Below are 22,816 nucleotides of genomic sequence, written 5' to 3' on the forward strand. Positions count from 1 at the left end.
TCGCACACAATGACTGCTAAGGCAACCATTTAGTTGCAGTAGCAGCTCCGTCGCCGCTCCGGCGAAACGTGTACACGCCTTCGGCACCTCCGAAAAACGTGTACACGAAATCGCGTTTCGTGTACACGTTTCGGCTACTGACCGACCCGCGCGATCTCCGCCTCGGCGAGGTCCCAGTACCGCTCGGCGAGCGCCGGATCCGATGCCTGCTCACTGCGACCGATGAGCGTGGGCATGCCTCGCAGATGTCCCATCGCATCGGGACCGACGTAGCTGCACGGCGGCAGCGGGCGGGTCGCGGCGAACATCGTCGTCAAGGCCGCCTGCGACGCGGGCTGCGCGAAGACCGAACACACGCCGGTGATCACCCGATCGAGCACAGCGTTGCCGGTGGCGTTGGAGATATTGGTGGCCGCCCAACCGGGGTGCGTGACCTGGACGTCCACGCCGGGTGCGCCGGCCGTCGCACGTCCGTCGCGGAGCCGGCGGTCCAGCGCGAGCCCCCACAACAGGTCGGCCAGCTTGGACTGGGCGTACGCGGCCGCCGGGCTCCACCGACGCCGGCGGAAGTGGGGGTCGTCACAATCGATCGCGCCGCTCTTGTGCGCGTTGGAGCCGACGACGACCACCCGCCGCCGCACGAGCGGGAGCACCAGGTTGGTGAAGAGGAATGGCCCCAGGGCGTTGACACCGAGCACCATCTCGAAGCCGTCCTCGGTCTCGCGGCGGCGCGGCGTGATGCCCCCGGCGTTGTTGACCAGCACGTCGATCGACTCGTCGGGCCCGGTGAGCAGGTCGTCCGCGGCGCGGCGCACACTCGCCAGCGAGGCGAGGTCCAGCTCCACCACCCTGGCCTCGCCGGGCAGTTCGTCCGCCACCTGCCTGCCGCGGTCGGTGTCGCGGACGGCGAGGATCACCCTGGCCCCGTTCCGGGAGGCGGCCCGCGCGGTCTCGAGTCCGACGCCGTTGGTCGCGCCGGTGATCAGCCAGGTCTGACCGCTCAGGTCAGGGATGTCGATGCTTCGGGTGGACACGCGCCCAGAGTAACGTCCGGCACCACCGTTCACCGGTGCCCGGCGCGTGAATGATTAGGCTCGACCCCGTGTGGTCACGCCTGAACCGCCTCTTCGACGCCGAGGATCCGTGGATCCGTCCACTGCCGCCCGGCTATCTCCGCGCGGACATCACGCTCGCCGTGGTGATGTTCGCGTGCTCGGCGTTGGGCATCGAGATCCTGCGGAGCATGGGCGTCCTGGCGGGCGAATCCGCCCCGCTGTGGGCCCAGTACCTGTCGATGGCCACGGCCGCGGCGATCCTCGCCATCCGCCGCCGCTTCCCGCTGACCACCGGCATCGCCGCGACTTTACATCTGCTGATCTTGGGCAGCGTGATGCCGCTCGTCATGGGGCAGGTGTCCCAACAGGTGTTGTACTTCGTGGCGGTCTACTCGTCGGTGGCCTGGGCCCGGGACCGCCGCGTGCTGGTGGGGGTCGCCACGGGCATCGCCGCAGCGCTGGGCGTGTGGCTGGCCTGGTATCTCGCGCTCGGGTCGGGGATGCAGCAGATCCTCGACGCGGTCTCCGAGACCGAGCCGGGCAGCGGCCTGTTCCCCGCGGTGCCCTCGTATCTCGTCTACACCGCGCTGATCAATATCGTGTACTTCGGCGGCGCGGCGGCGCTGGGTATCGCCGCGTGGCGGTCGGCGCACCGGCAGGCCGTACTGGCCGAGCAGGCGCGGACGATCGAGGTCCAGGCCGAGTCGCTGAGGGATGCCGCGGTGGTCGAGGAGCGCCTACGCATCGCCCGCGAGTTGCATGACGTGGTGGCTCACCACATCGCGGCGATCGGGGTCCAGGCGGGCGCAGCCCGGCGCGTCATGGACCGTTCGCCGGAGGCCACCGCCGAGGCTCTGCGCACGATCGAGGGGTCGTCGCGGTCCGCGGTCGGCGAGATGCGGTCGCTGCTCGGAGCCCTCCGCTCCGACGGCCTCGGACCCGGGTCGGACACCTCGGCAGCCACCCGCGACGCCGACTCCGGCACCGGCACCGTCTCGGCCTCACGCACCGCCGACCTCACTGACACCGCCTCCACCTCCGCCTCCGCCTCCCCGACCACCTCACGCACCGCTGGCCACGGCTTGTCCGAGCTACCCGAACTCGTCGCCTCGCACGCCACCGCGGGCTTCACGACCAGCTACGACGTGGCCGCCGATCCCGAACACCCGGTCACGGACGTCCCACCGCTCATCGGCTCGTCGATGTATCGCACGGTGCAGGAGGCGCTGGCCAACGTGCGCCGACACTCGACCGCCTCGCGCGCGAGCGTGGTCCTGCGCACCGGCGAGCGCACCGACCACACGCCGTACGTCGAGGTGGAGATCCTCGACGAGGGCCGTCCGCGCCCCGGAACCTCCGGCAGCGGCCTGGGTCAGCTCGGTATGCGCGAGCGCGTCCGGTCCCACCACGGCGAGTGCCAGATCGGTCCCCGCGTGACCGGGGGGTACCGCGTGCGGGTCCGCCTGCCGTACGGCGCCGACGACTGGGAGAGAAAATGACGACGACACCGCCGCCTCCCCCACCCGAGGTACTGCGCGTCCTTGTCGTGGACGATCAACCGCTGATGCGATCAGGGTTCTCGATGATGCTCAGCGCCGAGGACGACATCACGGTGATCGGCGATGCCGCCGACGGTGCCGCCGCGATCGAGGCGTGCCGCGAGCTGCGACCCGACGTGGTGCTCATGGACGTGCAGATGCCCGGAATGGACGGGATCGAGGCCACCACCCGGATAGTGGCCGAGGGACTGTCCCGCGTGCTCATCCTCACGACCTTCGACCGCGACGACTACCTCTTCGACGCCCTGCGCGCCGGCGCCGGCGGCTTCCTGCTCAAGAACTCCGATCCCGACGACCTGGTGGACGGCATCCGTGCGGTCGCCCACGGGCACGCACTGCTCGCTCCCGAGGTGACCCGCCGGGTGATCGAGAAGATGACCACCTCTCCGAGCGCCCCTACACCTGCAGAGACCACCTCCGGCACAACGCCGTCCGCCACGACATCACCTGCCTCGCCGTCCGCCTCAACTCCGTCCGCCGCAACGCCGTCCGCTTCCTCCCGCGCGCTCGACGTGCTCACCGCCCGTGAGCTCGAGGTCCTGCGCCACGTCGCGCGAGGTCTGTCCAACGCGGAGATCGCCGCGGAACTCGTGGTGGGCGAGGCGACGGTGAAGTCGCACGTCTCGGCCTGCCTGTCGAAACTGCATCTGCGCGATCGCGTGCAGGCCGTGGTCCTCGCGTATGAGGCCGGGCTCGTCCACCCCGGCGACTGACCGCCGTGCCCTGACGACTCCGCACGCCCGCCCGGCTGACAGTTCGGTCAGCCGGCAGTGCGGTCAGCCGTCAATGCGGTCAGCCGTCAGTGCGGTCAGCCGTCAGTGCGGTCAGCCGTCAGTGCGGTCAGCCGTCAGTGCGGTCAGCAAAACCCCTGGTCGGCTTCCGAGAATCCGTACCGGAGTGACGGCTCGCCCCCTTGAGACGGCTCTCCGCCTTGAGGAGGAGACGGGTCCGCAACTCCAGCAGCGGAATTCCGTCTCGCGGCTGATCCGCTCGTCGTCGTCGCCCCATACCGTCAGGGGTGTCATCAGGACGAGGGACCACCGCCCCCACGGGGTGGCCGGTCAGGGAAGGACCACCATGCTCCGCATAGACGGACTGACCAGGCGCTTCGGCGAGAACCTCGCCGTGAACGGCGTCGAGTTCGACGTTCCACGTGGAACCATGACCGGTTTCGTGGGCGGCAACGGCGCGGGCAAGACCACCACCATGCGCATGATTATGGGCGTTCTCCAGCCCACCGACGGGCGCGTGCTGTGGAACGGCCACGAGGCGACCGTCACCGACCGCCGCCGCTTCGGGTACATGCCCGAAGAGCGCGGGCTCTACCCCAAGCAGCCCGTGCTCGATCAGCTCGTCTACCTGGGCCGGCTCCAGGGCCGCTCGGCCGCGGACGCCAAGCGCGACGCGACCGACCTCCTCGACCGCTTCGGCCTCGGCGAGAGGCTGGGTGACAAGCTCGAGTCGCTCTCGCTGGGCAATCAGCAGCGGGTTCAGATCGCCGCCGCGGTGATCGGCAAGCCCGAGCTGCTAGTCCTGGACGAGCCGTTCTCCGGCCTCGACCCGGTCGCTGTGGACTCCATGGTCGACCTGCTCCGCGAGTACACGACTCGCGGCGTGCCGGTGCTGTTCTCCTCCCACCAACTCGACCTCGTCGAGCGGCTCTGCGACAAGCTCGTTGTGCTCTCCAGCGGCCGGGTCGTGGCCCGCGGAACCGTCGATGACCTGCGGCGACGTGGCCGCGTCCTGCACCGCCTGGTCGTGGGCGGCGACGCCGGCTGGGTGCGAGACCTGCCCGGCGTACACGTGGTGGACGTCGACGGCCCCACCGCCCTGCTCGACATCAACGACCCGGCCGCCACGGACGCCGTCCTGCGCGAGGCCATGGCCCGCGGGACCGTGCGCGAGCTCGCCGAGGTCGTTCCCACCCTGTCCGACATCTACCGCGAGGTGACGGTATGAGCACCACCGACCAGTTCCCCTTCCCGACCGCCACCGCCAACGGCAGCGTCGCCGGGTCCGGCCCCGCGGCCAACGGCGATGCCGGATCCGGTCCCGGCACCGGCACCGACGCACCGGCCCCCGAGACGCAGGCGGCGTGGCGGATCGTCGCCGGCCGCGAGATCATGGTCAAGCTGCGGGACCGCAACTTCATCATTTCCACGCTCACCACCCTCGGGATCATGGTGATCGCGTTCGCCGTGTCGTTCGTCATGAGCGGACAGACCGAGTCCAAGACCCTTGCCGTGGCCTCCGCTGACGGAGCGGCGATCGCCCAGCAGGCGACCTCCGAGGGCGGCGCGGCGATGTCCGGGCCGTTCGCCCCGGGAGACGTCGAGGTCACGATCAGCGAATTCCCGGACGAAGCCGCTGCAGAGCAGGCCGTGAGCGACGGGGACGCCGACGCAGCCCTGGTCGGCGGGCCCGGCGAGTGGACTCTCGTCGGCACCGACTCGATCGACAACACACTCGCCGGGCTGATCGGTACCACCGTGTCTGCCGACGCCCTGGCGACCAACGCGGCCGCCGCCGGCACCACGGTCGGCGACCTCACCGCCGGCTCTGAGGTGGGTGAACGACTCCTCGACCCAGACGGCGCAGCCGACGAAGGCGTGCAGTTCATCGCCGGATTCGTCTTCGTGTTCCTGTTCTACCTGGCCGCGATCCTGTTCGGCTACGCAATCGCCAACAGTGTCGTGGAGGAGAAGCAGTCGCGGATCGTAGAGATCCTCGCCGCCGCCATCCCGCTGCGGCAACTGCTGGTGGGCAAGGTCGTGGGCGCCACCGTGCTCGCGATGGGTCAGATGGTGCTGTTCGTCGGAATCGGCCTGATCGGCTTGAGCTTCACCGCGTACACGGCACTTCTCCCGGCAATGGCCGGTGCAGCGGCCTGGTACCTGGCACTGTTCGTGATCGGGTTCGTCGCACTGGCGTGCCTGTTCGCCGTGGCCGGGGCGCTGGCCACCCGCGCCGAGGACGTGCAGTCCACCTCTTCCCCCGTGCTGACGCTCATCATGATCGCCACCTTCGGCGGGCTGTTCGTCTCCGGAACCTGGCAGGTCGTGGCCTCCTACATCCCGATCATGTCGACGGTCACCATGCCGATCCGCCTCGTCGAGGGCACCGCCGCGTGGTGGGAGCCGCTCGTCGCGATGATCCTCTCGCTGGTCGCCGCCGCCGTGGTGATCGGTGTGGCCGAGCGGATCTACCGCCGCTCGATCATGCAAACCGGGCGCAAGCTCACCTACCGGGAGGCGCTCAAGCTGGCCGAGTGAATGCCCCCCCCGAGTGCGCACATGTACCGGCCGTCGGTGGATCTTCCCCCGGCGGTCGGCCCATGTTCGAGGCGATCAGGGATGTACTGACCGGGACTCGCTCGACCGGCCGGCGTCGAGGTGCGCCACGTCGCTCAGTCGCAGGGGCGTGAATGTCCCCTCGGTGTGCGCCGAGAGCACCCGAGTGGTGAAGCAGGCGTGGTCGCCCCCGTCGTCGAGCATCGCGATTCTCTCGACCACCATCCGGTTGGGGCAGTACCTGAGCAGCGGCAGGCCGTGCTCGTCGGTGTCCGTCACGCGTCCGTTGGCACCGCGACCCGCGAACTTGTCGGTCGTCTCCCCCGTCCGGGTGCCGAACCACTCGGCGACCGCGTGATCGGTTTCGGTGAGGAAGTGGATCGCAAAATGCGTCGCACGCAGCCCGGTCCGGTAGGTGTGATTGGCCTTGGACAGCCACAGGCAATAGTGCTCGGCGGAGATACTCGACTGCGCATGGAAACCGACGAGACATCCCGCCGGCTCGTTCTCCGCGACCGTGGTGACCACGATCATCGCCGGATCCGCCGACGCCATCAGCCCGCCGAAGGCGTCCGCACTCATCGGTCGGACCTGTCGTCAGTCTCCGCCCGGCCGGCCGGGGCCTCGTACCGGAGGAAGATCGTGCCGCCCTCGGCCATGACGCCCTTCAGGTCGAACCTGGCGATGCCGGTTCCGGGAGGTGTCACGGACACGGGCAACGGGTCGCCGCCCATCATCGGGGAGATGGACAGCAGCAACTCGTCGAGCCGGTCGGCCGCCACGAGTTCGCCCAGCCAGGTGGGGCCGCCCTCGCAAAGCACGACGCCGTGCCCGCGGGCGGAGAGCGCGCGCATGGCCTGCTCCGGCTCCACACGCTCGTCGCCGGCCAGGATGACCTCGGCGAACTCCTCGACCTCCTCGCGGCGCCCCGGATCGGCCCCCGCACAGGTGATGACCACCGTCGGGGCGTGCTCGGGAGCATCGGCGAACACGCTGGCCGCCCCGTCCAGATTCAGGCTCCTGCTGACCACGGCGACCGGCGGAGTGGCCGGCTTTCCCAGCTCTTGCCTCCGTGCCTGCGCGTCCTCGGACAGCCGCACCGGCCCATATCCTTCGCGCCGGACCGTCTCGGCCCCGACCAGAACGACGTCGGCCATCTGCCGCATGCTGCGGAACAACGCCTGGTCCGGGCGGGTGGACAGCGCGCCCACCCGGCCGCCGACCGCGGCCGTGCCATCCAACCCCGCGACCATGTGCCCGGCGACCCAGCATTCGTGCCGGGGCGAGGACCGATCCACCTCCAGGTACGGGGCCAGCGGGTCGGGGACATCTGCGCCGATCTCGAGTACGTGCATGACGGCGATCCTAGGTTCCGTCCACAGCGCCGGACACCGGTCGATTCCCCACCGGAAGCCAGGCGCCTGTGAGCGGGATTAACGACGGAATACACTCCGCCTATGAACTCCCTCACATCACGAGGCAAGACGCGCACCGCGCAGATGCTCACGTCAGCTGCGGCTGCCGTCGTCGTCGTCGCCTCTCTCACCGTCCCCGCGGCGGCCGAACCGGCGGCCTCGCCCAACCCCGCGCCCACGTGGTCCGGCCTGGACACCCGGCAGTGGACGGCGCCGATCCCCGCACCCGGCGGCGTGGCCGCCACCATGCCGCTCGACCCGGCGCTCTCGCTGCCGCAGGCCGGACGGGCGGTGCGACAGGTCTACGGCACCATCGACCAGCACGGACAGCCCGCCATTTCCACCTCCGCGGTGTTCCTCCCGCACGGCGAGGCACCGGACGGCGGCTGGCCCGTCGTGGCGTGGGCCCACGGCACCACCGGCCTCGGCGACGACTGCGCGCCCTCGACCCAGCCGCGCTCCGACCGCGACGCCGAGTACCTCGGCCACTGGCTCGACCAGGGCTACGCCGTGGTGGCCTCCGACTACGTGGGGCTGGGCACCCCCGGCCTGCTCAGCTACCTCAACGGGCCGGCCACCGGGCAGGCGATCGTCGACTCCGTGATCTCCGCACGAAGCTCCGACCTCCCCCTCTCGCCGACGTGGGCACTGGTGGGTCAGTCGCAGGGTGCCGGCGCCGCGCTCAACACCGCGGTCCGCGCGACAGAGCTCGGTGCGCCCGCCGGACTGGACTACCGCGGCGTGGTGGCCACCGGCGCGCCGGCCAACATCGAGCACATCTTCCAGTGGGGCGGGCCCGGTTTCCCGCCGGTCAACCTGCCCACCGGGCTCAACCTGTACGCGTTCTACATCCTCGCCGGGTTCCGCGACCAGCACCCCGAGCTCGACGTCAACTCGCTGCTCACACCGGCGGGCCGAGACATGGTCGACTCCGCCGAAACCCTCTGCTACGCCGCGATGAGGGACAAGGTCGGCGGCTTCCAGGTCTCGCAGGCGCTCCAGCGCCCGCTCAAGGACATCCCCGACGTGTTCGGAAAACTGCAGCGCTACATGGGCACCCCGACCGTCGGTTACGACCGGCCGGTGTTCCTCGGCCAGGGGCTGCTCGATCTCGACGTGCCGGCGCCGGCCGCGCTGTCGCTCGCGGCCGAGATGACGCTGAACCGCCAGCCGCTCGAGCTGCGGGTCTACCCCGACCAGGATCACAGCGGGACCGTGTACGCCGCGACGCCGGACGCCACTGCGTTCCTCGCGCGCGTGATGGGCTGATCCTCCCCGGCATCCGGGAGATCAACAGCAGCCGCGCGGTCCGAAACAGACGTCCAATTGGGCCCGGCCGCGCCGCTGCGGGTAGGCGCACGTCTGACATGTCACGGATGTGATACGAATCATAATTGTTACGTACTTGTCACCTGAGGATTTTCTAGTATCGTCCACGACATCGCCGCGCGGGGATGTTTCAGGGACTCCCCGCGCGGCTGACTTCATTTCGGGACTAGGGGCCACGTCCGGCATCAGCTGGGCACCTAGAACGTGTTCTAGTACCCTGAGGGCATGAGCGCCCTCGACTTCGAGTCCACCAGCACGACCATCACCGCCGGCCGCTTCGAGCTGCACTACCACGAGGCAGGCGAGGGCAGCGTCGCCGAACCCGAGAACTCCGTGCCCGTCCTGTTCCTCCACGGCTCCGGCCCCGGCGTCACCGCGTGGTCCAACTTCGCAGGCAACTTTCCCGTGTTCGCCGAGCAGTTCCATACGATCCTGCTGGACATGCCCGGCTTCGGGAAGAGCTCCGACCTGGAGTGGGAAAAGGCCTACCCCCTGATCGCGGCCGAGGCGATCGACGCGTTCTGCGAGGCCAAGGGCATCGAGAAGGTCGACATCGTGGGCAACTCGATGGGCGGCAACGTAGCCTGCGAAACCGCCCTGGCCTACCCCGACCGGGTCCGCAAGATGGCCCTCATGGGCCCCGGCGGCCTGGCCGCGCCCCTGTTCACCCCCGAGCCCAGTGAGGGCTCGCGTCGCCTGTTCGACTTCCTCGCCGACCCCACTGACGAGAAGATGAGCGCCTGGGTCGACACCATGGTCGGCAACAAGAAGGTCGTCTCCCCCGAGCTGATCCGCGCCCGCACCGAAGCCGCCACCGCGCCCGGCGCCGTGGAGCGCATGTACACGATCTTCGGCTCGATCCTCAAGCGCGAGAACGCCTACACACCGCTCTACGCGCGCGCCTCGCAGATTCGTCAGGAAACACTTCTCATCTGGGGCCGCGACGACCGCATGCTCCCCTACGAGCAGGCCCACTTCGCGTTTCGCCAGCTGCCCAAGGCCGAGCTGCACGCCTTCTCCCGCTGCGGCCACTGGGCCATGATCGAGCAGAAGGACAAGTTCGAGCGCCTGGTGATCGACTTCTTCCTCAACTGAACAGGCCCGATACAGTCAGGGCATGAGCACCCCGGAGCCTGCGGCCCCCGTCGACCCCGTGACCGGCGAGGACCTGTCGTGGAAACACACGCCCGTCACGTTCGTCCTGCTCGACCGGGCCGCGCCGGACCACCGGGAAATCGGCGAGCTCCTGGCCGAGGTGTTCGAGGGCGGTTACGAGGTCGAGCAGGGGGACGACGACGATCCCGCGGTCACCGTGGCGATCGAGGACGCCACCGTGATCGTCACCGCGATCGACTCGCCCGTGGCGGACGGCGAGGCCTCCCGGTACGCCCGCGACCTCGCGATGTGGAACGGTGGTGAGGCCGTGGTGGACACCCACCGATCCCAGGTGATCGTCGCGACGATGCGGTTCGGCCCCGAGGGGGACGACGGCGAGCCGACCGCGCCCGAGTACCTCGACCCGCGACTCGAGACCCTGCGCTGCGAGCTCGCCACCGCGACCGTGTCCGCGGCCCTCACCGCACTGCCCGGGGTCGTGGCCGTGAGCGTGGGCGGGTCCGCCGCGACCCTCCCGGCGCAGCCGTACCGCGACCTCGTCGCCGGGAACCCGATCCCCGTGCCCGCGCTCGTGGGCGTGCGCGCCGGGATGCAGTCCGAGTCCACCGCGTGCGTCTACACCACCGGGATGGGCCGGTTCGGCCGCATGGACCTCGAGCGCCTCGACGTCGCGGCGCCCCCGGGGCAGCTGTACGGGCAGATGTGCGACCTCGTCGCCTTCGCGCTGGGGTCGGGCACGCGCTTCACACCGGGCCAGACGCTCGAGGTGGGCGGGCCCGCGCCGCTGGTCACCGAGACCGCGGTCTCGCCGTTCACCGGCCAGGAGGTCCTGAGGCTCACCGAAGGCGCGCCACACGGAAACTGAGACGCGTGTCAACGCCGGGCCGGGCGCCAGGCGGGCCCGGGGCGCCTCTCCGGCCGTTCGCGGGCGCCCGGCGGGCGAACGGGTGACGTTTCGACAAGGTAAGCGCGCGGCCGGTCCCCGAACCGTTTCCGGCGCAGTTAATTTCGTCAATGTTTCGGCTTCTTTACTTCTTGTCGAAGCTGCCATATCAGCTTGACGCGCCTCACGCTGGGAAACAATAGTTCCTGACATGCAACAACGTTCCGGCGTCGCCCCCTGCCGCCCTCTCCCCCGGAGGGCCGCGCGATGCATCTGACCCCCAAGGAAGAAGACCGGCTCCTGCTGTTCCTCGCGGCCGAACTCGCGCGCCGCCACCGGGACGCGGGCCTCAGGCTCAGCTACCCCGAGGCCCGGGCGCTCATCGCCGACGAGGTCGTCGAAGCCGCCCGCGCCGGCAAATCCGTCTCCGAAGCCGTGAGCGTCGGCGCGCACCTGCTCACCGAGGACGACGTCCTGCCCGGCGTCGCCGACCTGATCGGCACCGTCCAGGTCGAGGGGTTCTTCGACGACGGCCAGAAACTCGTCACCGTCCACGACCCCATCCGGCCCGGCGCGCCGTCGGCGACGGCCGAGCCCGCCGTGGTCCCGGGCGAGGTGATCGTCGACGACGGCGAGATCGAGCTCAACGCTGGGCGCCCTACCGCGACCCTGACCGTGACGAACACCGGCGACCGTCCCGTCCAGGTGGGGTCACACTTCCACTTTTTCGAGGCCAACCGCGCCCTCGAGTTCGACCGCCGGGCGGCGTACGGCATGCACCTCGACATCGCCTCCGGCACGGCCGTCCGCTTCGAACCCGGCGAGGAGAAGGCGGTGCAGCTCACCTCCTTCGGCGGCACCCGAGAGCTCTACGGGCTCAACGACATGACCAACGAGGCCCTCGGCGACCACCCCTCCGACTCGCTCATGGCCGCCCTCGACGAGGCCGGCTTCCGGTCCTCCCACTCCTGACACACACCCGGAAGAGAGGTTCACCGTGTCCGTCCGCGTATCGCGACGTCACTACGCCGAACTGTTCGGCCCCACCACCGGCGACCGGGTCCGCCTCGCCGACACCGAACTGCTCGCCCGGGTCGAGGCCGACGACACCGTCTACGGCGACGAGGCCGTCTTCGGCGGCGGCAAGACCATGCGCGAGGGGATGGCCGTGCACAACTCGGTGACCAACGCCGAGGGCGCCCTCGACTTCGTCATCACCAACGCCCTGCTACTCGACCCGGTCCTCGGCATCCGCAAGACCGACATCGGTGTCAAGAACGGCCGGATCGCCGGGATCGGCAAGGCCGGCAACCCCCGGCTCATGGACGGTGTGCACCCGGACCTCGTGATCGGCGCCGGCACCGACGTCCGCGCCGGCGAGGGGATGATCGTCACTCCCGGCGCGATCGACGTCCACGTCCACTTCGACAGCGCAGGCCTCGTCGACGAGGCGATCTCGAGCGGGATCACCACCATGATCGGCGGCGGCCTCGGGCCGGTCACCGTCGGGATCACGAGTTCGGGCCCGACGAACCTCGCCCGCATGCTCCGGTCCGTCGAACACTTCCCGATGAACTTCGGGTTCCTCGCCAACGGCAGCGCAGCCCACGTCGCCCCGCTGATCGAGCAGGGCCGGGCGGGCGCGATCGGCTACAAGATCCACGAGGACTGGGGCGCGACGCCGGCCGCCATCCGCGCGTCGCTCGACGCGGGGGACGAGCTCGGGCTACAGGTCCAGATCCACTCCGACACCCTCAACGAGGCGGGGTTCTACGAGGACACCATGCGCGCCATCGACGGGCGCGTCATCCACACGTACCACGCCGAGGGCGCCGGCGGCGGGCACGCTCCCGACATCATGCAGGTGGTCGGCGAATCGTACTGCCTGCCGTCGTCGACCAACCCGACCAACCCCTACACGGTCAACACTTTCGACGAGCACCTCGACATGGTCATGGTATGCCACCACCTCAACCCCCGGGTCCCCGAGGACGTCGCGTTCGCCGAGTCCCGGATCCGCCGCGAGACGATCGCCGCCGAGGACGTGCTCCACGACCTCGGTGCGATCTCCGCGATGGGCTCGGACTCGCAGGGCATGGGACGGATCGGCGAGACCATCGCGCGGACCTGGCAGCTCGCGTCGCACATGCGGGCCACGCGCGGTGCGCTGCCCGAGGACGCCGGGACCGGGGCGGACAACCACCGGATCCTGCGGTACCTCGCCAAGATCACGATCAACCCGGCGCGCATGTTCGGGATCGACCACGAGGTGGGCTCCCTCGAGCCCGGCAAGCTCGCCGACTTCGTGCTGTGGGAGCCCAAGTTCTTCGGGATCAAGCCCGAGGTGGTGTTCAAGGGCGGGTTCCCGACCTGGTCCGTCATGGGTGAGGCCAACGCCTCGCTCATGACCTGCGAGCCCCTGCGGTACCGGCCGCAGTGGGCGGCGTTCGGGAAGACCCCGTCCGACGTGTCGGTGAACTTCGTCGCCGGCGCCGCGGTCGACGACGGGCTCGGCGACCGCCTCGGACTGGCCACCCCACTCGTCCCCTGCGTGGGCGCGAGGACGAATACCAAAGCCGACCTGCTGCACAACGACTACTGCCCCGACATCCGCATCGACCCGGACACCTACCGGGTGGAAGTGGACGGCGAACTCTGCACGAGCACACCGATGACCTCGGTCCCGCTCGGGCGCGGATACACGATCAAGTAAGAGATGGAGAACGACATGACCGGAGCACTCCGTATCGGCATCGGCGGACCCGTCGGCTCGGGCAAGACGCGTCTCCTCGAGCGCCTGCTCCCGATGTTCCGCGACGCGGGCATCGAGATCGCCGTGATCACGAACGACCTCATGACCGACGAGGACGCGCAGCGCGTCCGTCGCAGTGGACTCATCGACCCGGACCGCGTGCGCGCGATCGAGACCGGCGCGTGCCCGCACACGGCGATCCGGGAGGATCCGTCCGCGAACCTCACCGCGGCCGACGAACTCGAACTCGCCCACCCCGGCGTGCAGGTGATCCTCATCGAGTCGGGCGGAGACAACCTCGCGGCGACCTTCACCTCCGACCTGGTCGACTACTGGATCTTCGTGATCGACACCGCCGCCGGCGACGACATCCCGCGCAAGAAGGGGATCGGGATGCTGCAGTCCGACCTCCTGGTGGTCAACAAGATCGACCTGGCCCCGCTCGTCGGTGCGGACCTCGGACGCATGCGCTCCGACGTCGCGGACGCCCGGCCGGACAGGCCGTCGGTGTTCACCGACCTCCGGTCCGGCGCAGGCCTGGACGAGACCTTCCGGCACGTCGTCACGGGCGCGATGCTCGCCGACCCCGCACCCATCCGGTGAACCACGGGACCGGTGCCGACACCGTCACCGGGAGCAGGCTCGAGTGCACGCTCGTGGCGGGTCGCGGGGGGCGGACCCGGATCGCCTCTCTCCTGCAGGAGTTCCCCCAGCGCGTCACCGTGCCCATGTACGCGGACCCGGGGTGCGCGTCGACGGCGTTCGTCTGCGTGCAGAACCCCACCGCGGGAGCGTTCCCGGGAGACGACCTCACCACCCGGTTCACCGTAGGCGGGGACGCGCGCCTGTTCCTCACCCAGCAGGCTGCGACGCAGGTCTTCGCCGGCGGGGCGGCGGCGACGCAGACGACCGTGCTCGACATCGCACCCGGGGCGGTCGTGGAGTACGTACCAAAGACCGTGATCCCCCACGCCGACTCCGAGTACCGCCAGCGGACCGAGGTCTCGGTCTCGGACTCGTCGGTCTTCCTCGGCTGGGAGGCGTTCGCGGCGGGCCGGATCGGTCACGGCGAACGCTACGCCTACCAGGGGATCTCGTCGCGGACCGACGTGCGGTACAGCGGCCGGCTGCGGGCGAGGGAGTCGTTCCGCCTCGCTCCCGGGGAGGCGGATCCGGACGACCCGGGGCTGCTCGGGGGCCACGACTACGTCGCGTCGATGCTCGTCGTGGCGCCCGGTCGCGAGCTCACCGGGTTGATCGCTGAATTCCACGCCGGGATCGACGCGACCCCGGGCGTCACCGGCGCGGCGAGCACACTCCCGGACGGGATCGGCGTCTCCGTCAGGCTCCTCGCCGATCGCGCCCCGGACCTACACCGGGTCCACGACCTGCTCTGGAGCACCGCCCGCCGGTCGGTGCTCGACCTCGGCCCCCTCACCTCAAGGATGTGACATGAACTCGACGACGATCCTCGGCACCGCCTCCGATCCCGGGTACGCGACCCGCGAGGTCGACACCGTGCCGATCCCGTGGGGCGACGCGCGAAAGCACCGGCAGCTCCTCACCACCGCCACCGGGCGAGACGTCGCGCTCGCGCTCCCGCGCGGGACGTTCCTGTCCGAGGGCGACGTCGTGGCCGACGACGGGACGAAGATCGTCGTGGTCACCCGGCCCCCCGAGGACGCCGTGGTGGTGGACTTCGCCGACAACACCGGGACCGACGCCGTGCGGCGGGCCCTCATCCTCGGCTACGTCCTGGGCAACCAGCACGCGCCGCTTGACGTCTCCGTGGACCGGATGCGGACACCCCTCATGACCGGACCCGAGACCGCCGAACAGATGCTGCGGGACCTGCACCTGGTCGGGAGGGTCGACCGGGTGCCCCTGGCCGCGCGGGGCTGGACCAACACCTCCGCCGACCACCACCACTCGCACGCGCACTCCCACGACCACGCCCATGACCATTCGCACGGACACGGGCATGCGCACTGACCCGCTCGTCGCCGAGCTGACCTGGCTCCATCTCCACGACAGCGCGTTCCCCTCGGGCCGGTTCGTCCACTCGAACGGTCTCGAGGCGTGGCTGCGCGACCGCCCCGACGCCACGGACGACCAGATCCGGGCGGTGGCCCGGGCCTACGTCGCCGGGAGCGTGGCCACCCTCGACGCGGTCGCCGTGGGCCACGCCTGGTCCACCCCCGATTCCGAGGCGCTGGTCGAGCTCGACCTCCTCGTGCGGGCGTACAAGATCACCGAGTCGGCCCGGACGTCCTCCGAGGCATGCGGGCGGCAGCTCGTCACCACCGCACGCCGTACGATGCCGTCGGTCGCCGGCCTCGGGTACCTCGGGCACGTGGCGGCCGGGCGGACACCGGGCTCGCTCCCGGTCGTCGAGGGCGCGCTGCAGCGCGCGCTCGGCATCGACCGGTCGCGCGCCGTCGCCGGCACCGTCCGGTCGGGGTACGCCGGGGTGCTCTCCGCCGCCGTCCGACTCGGCCGCCTCGGCCCGATGCAGGTGCAGCGTGCCCTCTTCGACGACGTCCAGTGGATCACCGACCTCGTTCGGGCCGCGGAGTGCACGCCGCTCGAGGACGTCACCGCCTTCTCCCCCGGACTCGACATCGCCGCGATGCGTCACGAGACCTCCTCCGCGCGGTTGTTCAGTACCTGACCGCGACGCCGCACCCCGCGGCTCCCACGAGCCGGCACCGCCCACGGTGCCTGTCCCCACCCCTGTCACACCCCGCCCCGAAAGGTTAGCAATGTTAACATCTCGACGCCCGTTGTGGGCCACCACCACCGCCGTCACCATGGCGGTCCTGCTCACCGCATGCGGGAGCAGGGTCGACGACGACGCGTCGGCCTCCGCCGCCGAGTCCTGCGTCGACACCTCCGGCGACACCGTCAAGGTCGGCGCGGTCAACTCCCTGTCCGGGGCCACGGCCATCAACGAGACGGTGATCGCCGACGCGATCACCCTCGCGGTGGACGAGATCAACGCCGACGGCGGCGTCCTGGGTAAGCAGCTCGACCTGATCGCCGAGGACGGCGCCTCCGAACCCACCGTCTTCGCCGAGAAGGCGGAAAAGCTGGTCGGCTCCGACTGCGTGGCCGCCGTGTTCGGCGGCTACACCTCGGCGAGCCGCAAGGCGATGCTGCCGGTGTTCGAGGACCGGAACGCCCTCCTTTACTACGGCCAACAGTACGAGGGCCTGGAGTCGTCGCCGAACATCTACTATACCGGCGCGACCACCAACCAGCAGATCATCCCCGCCCTGGACTACCTCAAGGAACAGGGCGTCGAGTCGCTCTACCTCGTGGGCTCGGACTATGTGTTCCCGCAGACCGCGAACCGGATAGTCAAGGAGTACGCCGCGGCGAACGGGATCGAGATCCTGGGCGAGGACTACACGCCGCTCGGCTCCACGGACTTCTCAACCATCGTCAACAAGATCCGCACCGCCGACGCGGACGCGGTCTTCAACGTCGTCGTCGGCGACTCGCTCATCGCGTTCTTCCGCGAGTACTCCAGCGCGGGACTCACCGCCGAGGACATGCCGACCATCTCCATGGCGGTCGGTGAGGAGGAGGTCCGCTCCATCGGCGCCTCTGGCCTCGAGGGCCACCTCACCTCGTGGAACTACTACCAGACGGTCGACAGCCCCGAGAACGCCGAGTTCGTGGCCGCCTTCAAGGAGGAATTCGGCGAGGACCGCGTGACCTCGGACCCGATGGAGTCGGCGTACACCGCCGTCTACCTGTGGAAGGCCATGGTCGAGGAGGCGGGCAGCTTCGACGTCCCCGCGATCCAGGAGGTCGCCGGCGGCACCACCATCACGTCCCCCGAGGGCACCGTCACGGTCGACGGCGAGAACAACCACGTCACCAAGACCGCCCGGATCGGCGAGATCGGCGCCGACGGCCAGATCAACACCGTGTGGGACTCCGGCGAACCGATCGAACCCGATCCCTACCTCGAGGGCTACGACTGGGCGACCGACTTCTCCGCGAACTGAGCGCAGGGGCCTGGTTGGGACGCCTTTCGGAAAGCGCGGTTCTGATGATCGGGTAGCGGTCGGACGGGTATCGGATAGCGGAGTGCACCCGTCCGACCGCCGCGCCGCCAATCCGCCACTCCCCCACAGGGTTCGCTGGGCCGACACGGCTAGCGGATCCTGCAGGAGAGTAGCGGATCGCGGGGGTGGGGTAGGCGGGGAGTAGCGGATTGCCGGGGGTGGAGGGTGGTGGGGTCAGATTGCCATGGCGGCGGCGACCTCGGGGGCCGCGGTTTCGTCGGAGACGCCGGAACGGCTGATCCGCCCGGACTCCAGCACGTAGTACGTGTCCGAGGCGCGGAGCGAGAATCCCACGTGCTGCTCCACGAGCAGCACCGAGAGATCCGAGCGCGACGCGAGGTCCACGATGATCCGCTCGATCTCGGCCACGACGTTGGGCTGGATGCCCTCCGTCGGCTCGTCCAGCACGAGCAGCCGCGGCTCGGTGATGAGCGTCCGCGCGATCGCCAACTGCTGCCGCTGACCGCCCGAGAGCAGCCCGGCACGCCGGTCGAGGAGCCCCCGCAGCGCGGGGAACAGGTCGAGCGACTCGTCGATGAGCGCCCTGCCCCGCTTGCGGCCGTCCGCCACCACCTGCAGGTTCTCCGCCGTGGTGAGCTGGGTGAACGAGAGCTGCCCCTGAGGGACGTACCCGATCCCCCGCTGCACGCGCGCGTGCGGCCGCATCGACGTGACGTCCTCGCCGTCGAAGGTGATCGTCCCGGACATGCACGGCAGCAGTCCGACCGCCGTGCGCAGCAGCGTCGACTTGCCGGCGCCGTTGTGTCCCATCACCGCGGCCACGCCTCCGGTCGGCACCTCGAGGTCGACCCCGTGGACGACCTCTGTCCCGCCGTAGCCCGCGACCACTCCCGACATCTGTAGTAGTGCGCTCACCGGGGGTCCTCCTCGTCGTCGTCAGAAAATTCGGGTCCTGACACGGCGTCCGCACCGGGCGCGGCCTCGTCGGACTCCAGCTCCGTCCCTGCCGCGGCGGCCGTCCCCAGGTAGACCTCCTGGACGCGCGGGTCTGCCTGGATCTCGGCGACGGTGCCCTCGGCGAGGACCTTCCCCGCCGCGAGCACCGTGACGGTCGTGGCGAACGCGCGCATGAACTCCATGTCGTGCTCGACCACCACGACCGTGCGGTCCTTAGCGATCCGCTGCAGCAGCTCGCCGGTGGCCTGCCGCTCCTCGGCGCCCATGCCGGCCACGGGCTCGTCGAGCAGCATGACCTCGGCGTCCTGCACGAGCAGCATGCCGATCTCGAGCCACTGCTTCTGACCGTGCGCGAGCACGCCCGCCCTGGTCTGCGCCAGGTGCTCGAGGCCGATGGTCTCCAGCGCCTCGGCGACGGCGGCCTCCCGCCCCTTCCGGCGACGCAGGAGGGTGAGCAGCCCGCGGCCGGCGCCGGCGGCGATGTCGAGGTTCTGCTCGACGGTGAGGTCCTCGAACACCGACGCCGTCTGGAACGTGCGGCCGATGCCCATCCGCGCGCGCTTGTGGGTCTTGACCCCGAGGACCGGCTGCCCCGACTTGTCGATCGAGCCGGTCGCGGGCACGAGGCCCGTGATCGCGTCGACGACCGTCGTCTTGCCGGCGCCGTTCGGGCCGATGAGGAACCGCAGGTCGCCCTGGTAGAGCGTGAGGTCCACGCCGTCGACGGCCCGGAACTCGTCGAACGTGACGGTGAGGTCGCGGACCTGGAGGTACGCGCCGTCGGACTGTACGGTCCCGCCGACCGACGGCCCGGGGCCCGCGGCGGTCAGTGTCTTCCCGGTGGTCATCGGGTCTCCTCGGTGTCGGTGGTGGCGCGGCGTCGGCGGAGGGCGAACAGGGAGGCGAGCCCTCCGGGGAGGAATCCGACGACGACGATGAAGAGCACTCCCTGCAGGTAGGTCCACTGGGAGGGGTACGCCTCGGCGAACGTGACCTGCGCCCACGCCACGCCGATGGCGCCGAGCACCGGACCGAGCAACGTGGCGCGGCCGCCGATCGCGACGCCGATGAGGAACGCGATCGACGGCGCGATGCCGATTGCCGAGGGCGAGATGATCCCCACGACGGGGACGAACAGCGCCCCGCCGAGGCCCGCCGCGAACGCCGCCACCGCGTACGCGAAGGACTTGACCAGTGCCGGGTCGTAGCCGAGGAAGCGGACCCGCTCCTCCTGGTCGCGCACCGCGACGAGCAGCTCGCCGAAGCGCGAGAACATGAGCTGGCGCACGAGCAGCACCACGGCGACGAGCACGCCGCCGGTGATGAAGTAGAGCATGAGCCGGTTGGCGGGGTCGTTGAGTGCGAAACCGAAGAAGCCGGTGAAGCGGTTGAGCCCGTTCGAGCCGCCGAGGTCCGCGCGACTCACGAGGAAGATCGCCGCGGCCGCCGCCAGTGCCTGGGACAGGATCGCGAAGTAGGCGCCCTTGACCTTGCGGTTGAACACGAGGTAGCCGAACCCGAACGCGAACAGGGCGGGGACGAGCAGGATCACCGCGAGCGCGAAGCCGGGCGAGGCGAATGGGGCCCAGTAGCCGGGCAGTTCGCGCATGCCGGCTATCTGCATGAAGTCCGGGAGGGCGTCCGGGCCGCCCCGGCCCTGCGCGTCGGCCATCTTGAGGTGCATCGCCATGGCGTAGGCGCCGATCCCGAAGTACACGCCCTGGCCGAGCGTGAGCATGCCGCCCCGGCCCCACGCGAGGCCGATGCCCGTGGCGACGAGGGCGAAGCAGAAGTACCGGGCGAGCTGGCTCAGGCGGAAGTCGCTGAGTACGGCGGGGGCGACCGCGAACACGAGAAGCACGGCCACGGCGAGGCCGGCCCAGAAGACCCACCGCGGCCGGCCCGACGCCCCGGGGGCGGTGAGGCGGGCGCGCAGTCCGGCGGGTGCGGAGGTGGCGGCGGTGTCGGAGGCGGCTGCGGCGCCGGAGGTGGTGAGGGTGTCGGTCATGCCAGGCTCCTGGTCTTGACGGCGAACAAGCCCTGGGGCCGGACCTGGAGGAAGATGATGATCGCAACGAACACCAGGACCTTGGCCACCGAGGCGGTGGTCGAGTACTCGAAGAACGACTGCATGACCCCGAGCGCGAACGCGGCGATCACGGCGCCGCGGAGGTTGCCGAGTCCGCCGATCACCACGACGAGGAACGCGTCGATGAGGTAGGACTGCCCGATCGTGGGGCTGGTCGAGCCGATGAGGGTCAGTGCGACGCCGGCGACGCCGGCCAGGCCCGAGCCGATGAAGAAGGTCGTGAGGTCGCTGCGCCGCGAGTTGATGCCCGAGGCCTCGGCGAGGTCGCGGTTGAGGGTGACCGCGCGGATTCGGCGGCCCATCGGCGTGAAACGCATCGCGGCCATGAGAGCGGCCACACAGGCGACGGCGAGCACGAGGATGAACAGGCGCGTGTAGGGGACGGACGCGCCGAGGATCTCGACGTTGCCGCGGAGGAACGCCGGGACCTCGACGTTCACCGCGGGGGCGCCCCAGATGTCGCGGGCGATCTGCTGGAGCACGAGGCCCACACCGAAGGTCACCAGGAGCGTGTCGAGGGGGCGGGCGTACAGGCGCCGGATGAGCACCACCTCGATGAGCACGCCGAGGAGGCCGCCGACGACGAACCCGAGGACCAGCGAGACCAGGAGGCTCACGCCCGAGGCGGAGAGGATTTGCTGGGTGACGTAGGCGGTGTAGCAGCCCGCCATGATGAACTCGCCGTGGGCCATGTTGATCACGCCCATCTGACCGAAGGTCAGGGACAGGCCGAGGGCGGCGAGCAACAGGATCGAGCCGATGCTCAGGCCCGTGGCGAGTTGTCCGATGAGGACTTCCACATCGTTTCCTTTCTTCTGGATGCGCACCCCGGGCCGCGGCGCCCGGTGGTGGGCCGGGGCGCCGCGGACGCCGGGTGAGGGGAACGGGCCGTCAGTTGCCGGAGAGCTCGCCGGCCCAGTCGTAGGTCTCGAGGTACGGGTCGGGCTCGATCGGCTCGCCGGAGCTCCACACCTCGTAGATCAGGCCGTCCGGGCGGATCTCGCCGATGAGGGCCGTCTTGGAGATGTGGTTGTTCTCGCCGTCGATCGTGACCGTGCCCTCGGGGGCCTCGTAGCTCACCCCGTCGGCGGCCTCCTGGACTGCGGGGACATCGAAGCTGCCGGCCTTCTCGACCGTGTTCTTCCACAGGTAGACCGAGGTGTACGCGGCCTCCATCGGGTCGGAGGTGACCCGGTTCTCGCCGTACTTCGCCTTGAACGCGTCGACGAACGCGGTGTTGGCCGGTGAGTCGATGGTCTGGTAGTAGTTCCACGACGTGAGCTGACCGACGATGTTCTCGGCCCCGATGCCCTGGACCTCCTCCTCGGCGATCGACACGCTCACGACCGGGGTGTCCTCGGCGGCCAGGCCCGCGTTGGAGTACTCGCGGAAGAACGCGACGTTGGAGTCGCCGTTGAGGGTGTTGAACACCGCGTCGGGCTGGGCGGTGCGGACCTTGTTGACGATCGTGGAGAAGTCGGTGGAGCCGAGCGGCGTGTAGTCCTCGCCGAGGATCTCCACGTCGTTCGCGTCGGCCCACGCCCGGATCACCCGGTTGGCGGTCTGCGGGAACACGTAGTCGGAGCCGACGAGGTACAGCGACTCGATGTCGCGCTCCTCCTTGAGGTAGTCGAGCGCGGGGACGATCTGCTGGTTGGTCGTGGCGCCGGAGTAGAAGATGTTCGGCGACGACTCGAGGCCCTCGTACTGGACGGGGTAGTAGAGCAGCGCGTTGTTGTCCTCGACCACGGGGAGCATGGCCTTGCGGCTCGACGAGGTCCAGCCGCCGAAGACCGCGGCCACGCAGTCGGCGGTGATGAGCTTCTCGGCCCGCTCGGCGAACACGGCGGGGTCGGACGCGCCGTCCTCGACGATCGGCTCGATCTGCTTGCCGAGCACGCCGCCGTCGGCGTTGATCTCCTCGATCGCCAGCGCCACGGAGTCGCGCACGGTCTCCTCTGAGATCGCCATGGTGCCCGACAGGGAGTGCAGCGAGCCGACCTTGATCGTGTCGCCGGAGGTGTCGACACAGGACTCGGCGGCGGCTGCGGACTCGTCGGTGGTGCGGCTGCCGCACGCGGTGAGGGCGCCGACGCCGAGCGCCAGGAGCGCCGCGGCGGCCACGGCCCGGCGCGGGCGGGTGGTTCCGGTACGGAAGGGGGTGCTGGTCACGATGGATCGTCCTCGATGTCTCTTCGCGGCTGTCGTGACTTCCCGGGGCCCGGGGTCCGAAGCTCGATGAGAAGTAAAGGTATGGACGCCGTGTGCGCCGCAGGGGTCAACCGTGTTTCGGCCGTGTTGCCCGGCCCGGCCGCTCGTGAAGGTTGTGTGTCG

General features: G+C 70.0%; 22 protein-coding genes. 14 read left to right on the forward strand and 8 right to left on the reverse strand.

Features of this window, described 5'->3' with window-relative positions; translation table 11 throughout:
• Positions 1-134: 134 nt before the first annotated feature.
• Positions 135-1,034 carry an SDR family NAD(P)-dependent oxidoreductase gene (locus tag OPF83_RS06165; protein WP_264886369.1) on the reverse strand — a complete coding sequence of 300 codons (900 nt, stop codon included), beginning with the start codon at positions 1,032-1,034 and terminating at the stop codon, positions 135-137.
• Positions 1,035-1,102: 68 nt separating this feature from the next.
• On the opposite strand from OPF83_RS06165, the gene OPF83_RS06170 reads away from it, so the two are divergent.
• The 4 genes from OPF83_RS06170 (at position 1,103) to OPF83_RS06185 (ending at position 5,886) form a co-directional block, all read left to right on the forward strand.
• Positions 1,103-2,554, forward strand: coding sequence for a sensor histidine kinase (locus tag OPF83_RS06170; RefSeq protein ID WP_264886370.1), 1,452 nt, complete (start codon positions 1,103-1,105; stop codon positions 2,552-2,554).
• A complete protein-coding gene (locus OPF83_RS06175; protein ID WP_264886371.1) occupies positions 2,551-3,327 on the forward strand; it encodes a response regulator transcription factor in 777 nt (258 codons plus the stop codon). The genes OPF83_RS06170 and OPF83_RS06175 overlap by 4 nt, the downstream gene beginning before the upstream one ends.
• 364 nt (positions 3,328-3,691) lie before the next feature.
• Positions 3,692-4,573 carry an ABC transporter ATP-binding protein gene (locus OPF83_RS06180; RefSeq protein WP_264886372.1) on the forward strand — a complete coding sequence of 294 codons (882 nt, stop codon included), beginning with the start codon at positions 3,692-3,694 and terminating at the stop codon, positions 4,571-4,573.
• The gene (locus tag OPF83_RS06185) at positions 4,570-5,886 is read left to right on the forward strand and encodes an ABC transporter permease (protein ID WP_264886373.1); all 1,317 of its coding nucleotides are present in this window, start codon (positions 4,570-4,572) and stop codon (positions 5,884-5,886) included. Before OPF83_RS06180 ends, OPF83_RS06185 begins: the two co-directional genes overlap by 4 nt.
• A gap of 75 nt (positions 5,887-5,961) precedes the next feature.
• Here the strand turns inward: OPF83_RS06185 and OPF83_RS06190 are convergent, their stop codons facing one another.
• Both OPF83_RS06190 and OPF83_RS06195 read right to left on the reverse strand, forming a co-directional pair.
• Complete coding sequence (locus tag OPF83_RS06190; protein ID WP_264886374.1) at positions 5,962-6,486, reverse strand: flavin reductase family protein; 525 nt, start codon at positions 6,484-6,486, stop codon at positions 5,962-5,964.
• The gene (locus OPF83_RS06195; RefSeq protein WP_264886375.1) at positions 6,483-7,259 is read right to left on the reverse strand and encodes a pyrimidine reductase family protein; all 777 of its coding nucleotides are present in this window, start codon (positions 7,257-7,259) and stop codon (positions 6,483-6,485) included. Before OPF83_RS06195 ends, OPF83_RS06190 begins: the two co-directional genes overlap by 4 nt.
• Positions 7,260-7,361: 102 nt before the next feature.
• Here OPF83_RS06195 and OPF83_RS06200 point away from each other — a divergent pair, with 102 nt between their 5' ends.
• From OPF83_RS06200 to urtA (OPF83_RS06245), 10 genes are all read left to right on the forward strand, one after another.
• Complete coding sequence (locus OPF83_RS06200) at positions 7,362-8,588, forward strand: lipase family protein (protein WP_264886376.1); 1,227 nt, start codon at positions 7,362-7,364, stop codon at positions 8,586-8,588.
• A gap of 285 nt (positions 8,589-8,873) precedes the next feature.
• Positions 8,874-9,743, forward strand: coding sequence for an alpha/beta fold hydrolase (locus OPF83_RS06205; RefSeq protein WP_264886377.1), 870 nt, complete (start codon positions 8,874-8,876; stop codon positions 9,741-9,743).
• A gap of 22 nt (positions 9,744-9,765) precedes the next feature.
• The gene (locus tag OPF83_RS06210) at positions 9,766-10,629 is read left to right on the forward strand and encodes a hypothetical protein (RefSeq protein WP_264886378.1); all 864 of its coding nucleotides are present in this window, start codon (positions 9,766-9,768) and stop codon (positions 10,627-10,629) included.
• 285 nt (positions 10,630-10,914) lie between these two features.
• Positions 10,915-11,619: an urease subunit beta gene (locus tag OPF83_RS06215; RefSeq protein ID WP_264886379.1), complete on the forward strand. Its 705-nt coding sequence runs from the start codon at positions 10,915-10,917 to the stop codon at positions 11,617-11,619.
• 25 nt (positions 11,620-11,644) lie between these two features.
• On the forward strand, positions 11,645-13,360 hold the full coding sequence (gene ureC, locus OPF83_RS06220; RefSeq protein ID WP_264886380.1) for an urease subunit alpha: 1,716 nt from the start codon (positions 11,645-11,647) through the stop codon (positions 13,358-13,360).
• A gap of 15 nt (positions 13,361-13,375) precedes the next feature.
• On the forward strand, positions 13,376-14,002 hold the full coding sequence (gene ureG / locus OPF83_RS06225; RefSeq protein ID WP_264886381.1) for an urease accessory protein UreG: 627 nt from the start codon (positions 13,376-13,378) through the stop codon (positions 14,000-14,002).
• Positions 13,999-14,850, forward strand: coding sequence for an urease accessory protein UreD (locus OPF83_RS06230; protein ID WP_264886382.1), 852 nt, complete (start codon positions 13,999-14,001; stop codon positions 14,848-14,850). Before ureG ends, OPF83_RS06230 begins: the two co-directional genes overlap by 4 nt.
• Before the next feature lies 1 nt (position 14,851).
• Positions 14,852-15,391, forward strand: a complete 540-nt coding sequence (locus OPF83_RS06235; protein ID WP_264886383.1) for an urease accessory protein UreE — start codon at positions 14,852-14,854, stop codon at positions 15,389-15,391.
• Positions 15,357-16,070, forward strand: coding sequence for an urease accessory protein UreF (locus tag OPF83_RS06240; RefSeq protein ID WP_264886384.1), 714 nt, complete (start codon positions 15,357-15,359; stop codon positions 16,068-16,070). The genes OPF83_RS06235 and OPF83_RS06240 overlap by 35 nt, the downstream gene beginning before the upstream one ends.
• Positions 16,071-16,161: 91 nt before the next feature.
• The gene (urtA, locus tag OPF83_RS06245) at positions 16,162-17,415 is read left to right on the forward strand and encodes an urea ABC transporter substrate-binding protein (protein WP_264886385.1); all 1,254 of its coding nucleotides are present in this window, start codon (positions 16,162-16,164) and stop codon (positions 17,413-17,415) included.
• A 234-nt stretch (positions 17,416-17,649) separates the two neighbouring features.
• Here urtA (OPF83_RS06245) and urtE read toward each other — a convergent pair whose 3' ends face one another.
• From urtE to urtA (OPF83_RS06270), 5 genes are all read right to left on the reverse strand, one after another.
• Entirely contained in the window at positions 17,650-18,333 is a 684-nt protein-coding gene (gene urtE / locus OPF83_RS06250) for an urea ABC transporter ATP-binding subunit UrtE (protein ID WP_264886450.1), read from the reverse strand.
• 14 nt (positions 18,334-18,347) lie between these two features.
• Positions 18,348-19,241: an urea ABC transporter ATP-binding protein UrtD gene (urtD, locus tag OPF83_RS06255; RefSeq protein WP_264886386.1), complete on the reverse strand. Its 894-nt coding sequence runs from the start codon at positions 19,239-19,241 to the stop codon at positions 18,348-18,350.
• Entirely contained in the window at positions 19,238-20,401 is a 1,164-nt protein-coding gene (gene urtC / locus OPF83_RS06260) for an urea ABC transporter permease subunit UrtC (RefSeq protein WP_264886388.1), read from the reverse strand. Before urtC ends, urtD begins: the two co-directional genes overlap by 4 nt.
• Entirely contained in the window at positions 20,398-21,282 is an 885-nt protein-coding gene (gene urtB, locus OPF83_RS06265; protein WP_264886389.1) for an urea ABC transporter permease subunit UrtB, read from the reverse strand. The genes urtC and urtB overlap by 4 nt, the downstream gene beginning before the upstream one ends.
• Positions 21,283-21,373: 91 nt before the next feature.
• Entirely contained in the window at positions 21,374-22,588 is a 1,215-nt protein-coding gene (gene urtA, locus OPF83_RS06270) for an urea ABC transporter substrate-binding protein (RefSeq protein ID WP_375546221.1), read from the reverse strand.
• Positions 22,589-22,816 lie beyond the last annotated feature (228 nt).

The organism is Dietzia sp. NCCP-2495, assembly GCF_026011735.1.
Lineage (GTDB): Bacteria > Actinomycetota > Actinomycetes > Mycobacteriales > Mycobacteriaceae > Dietzia.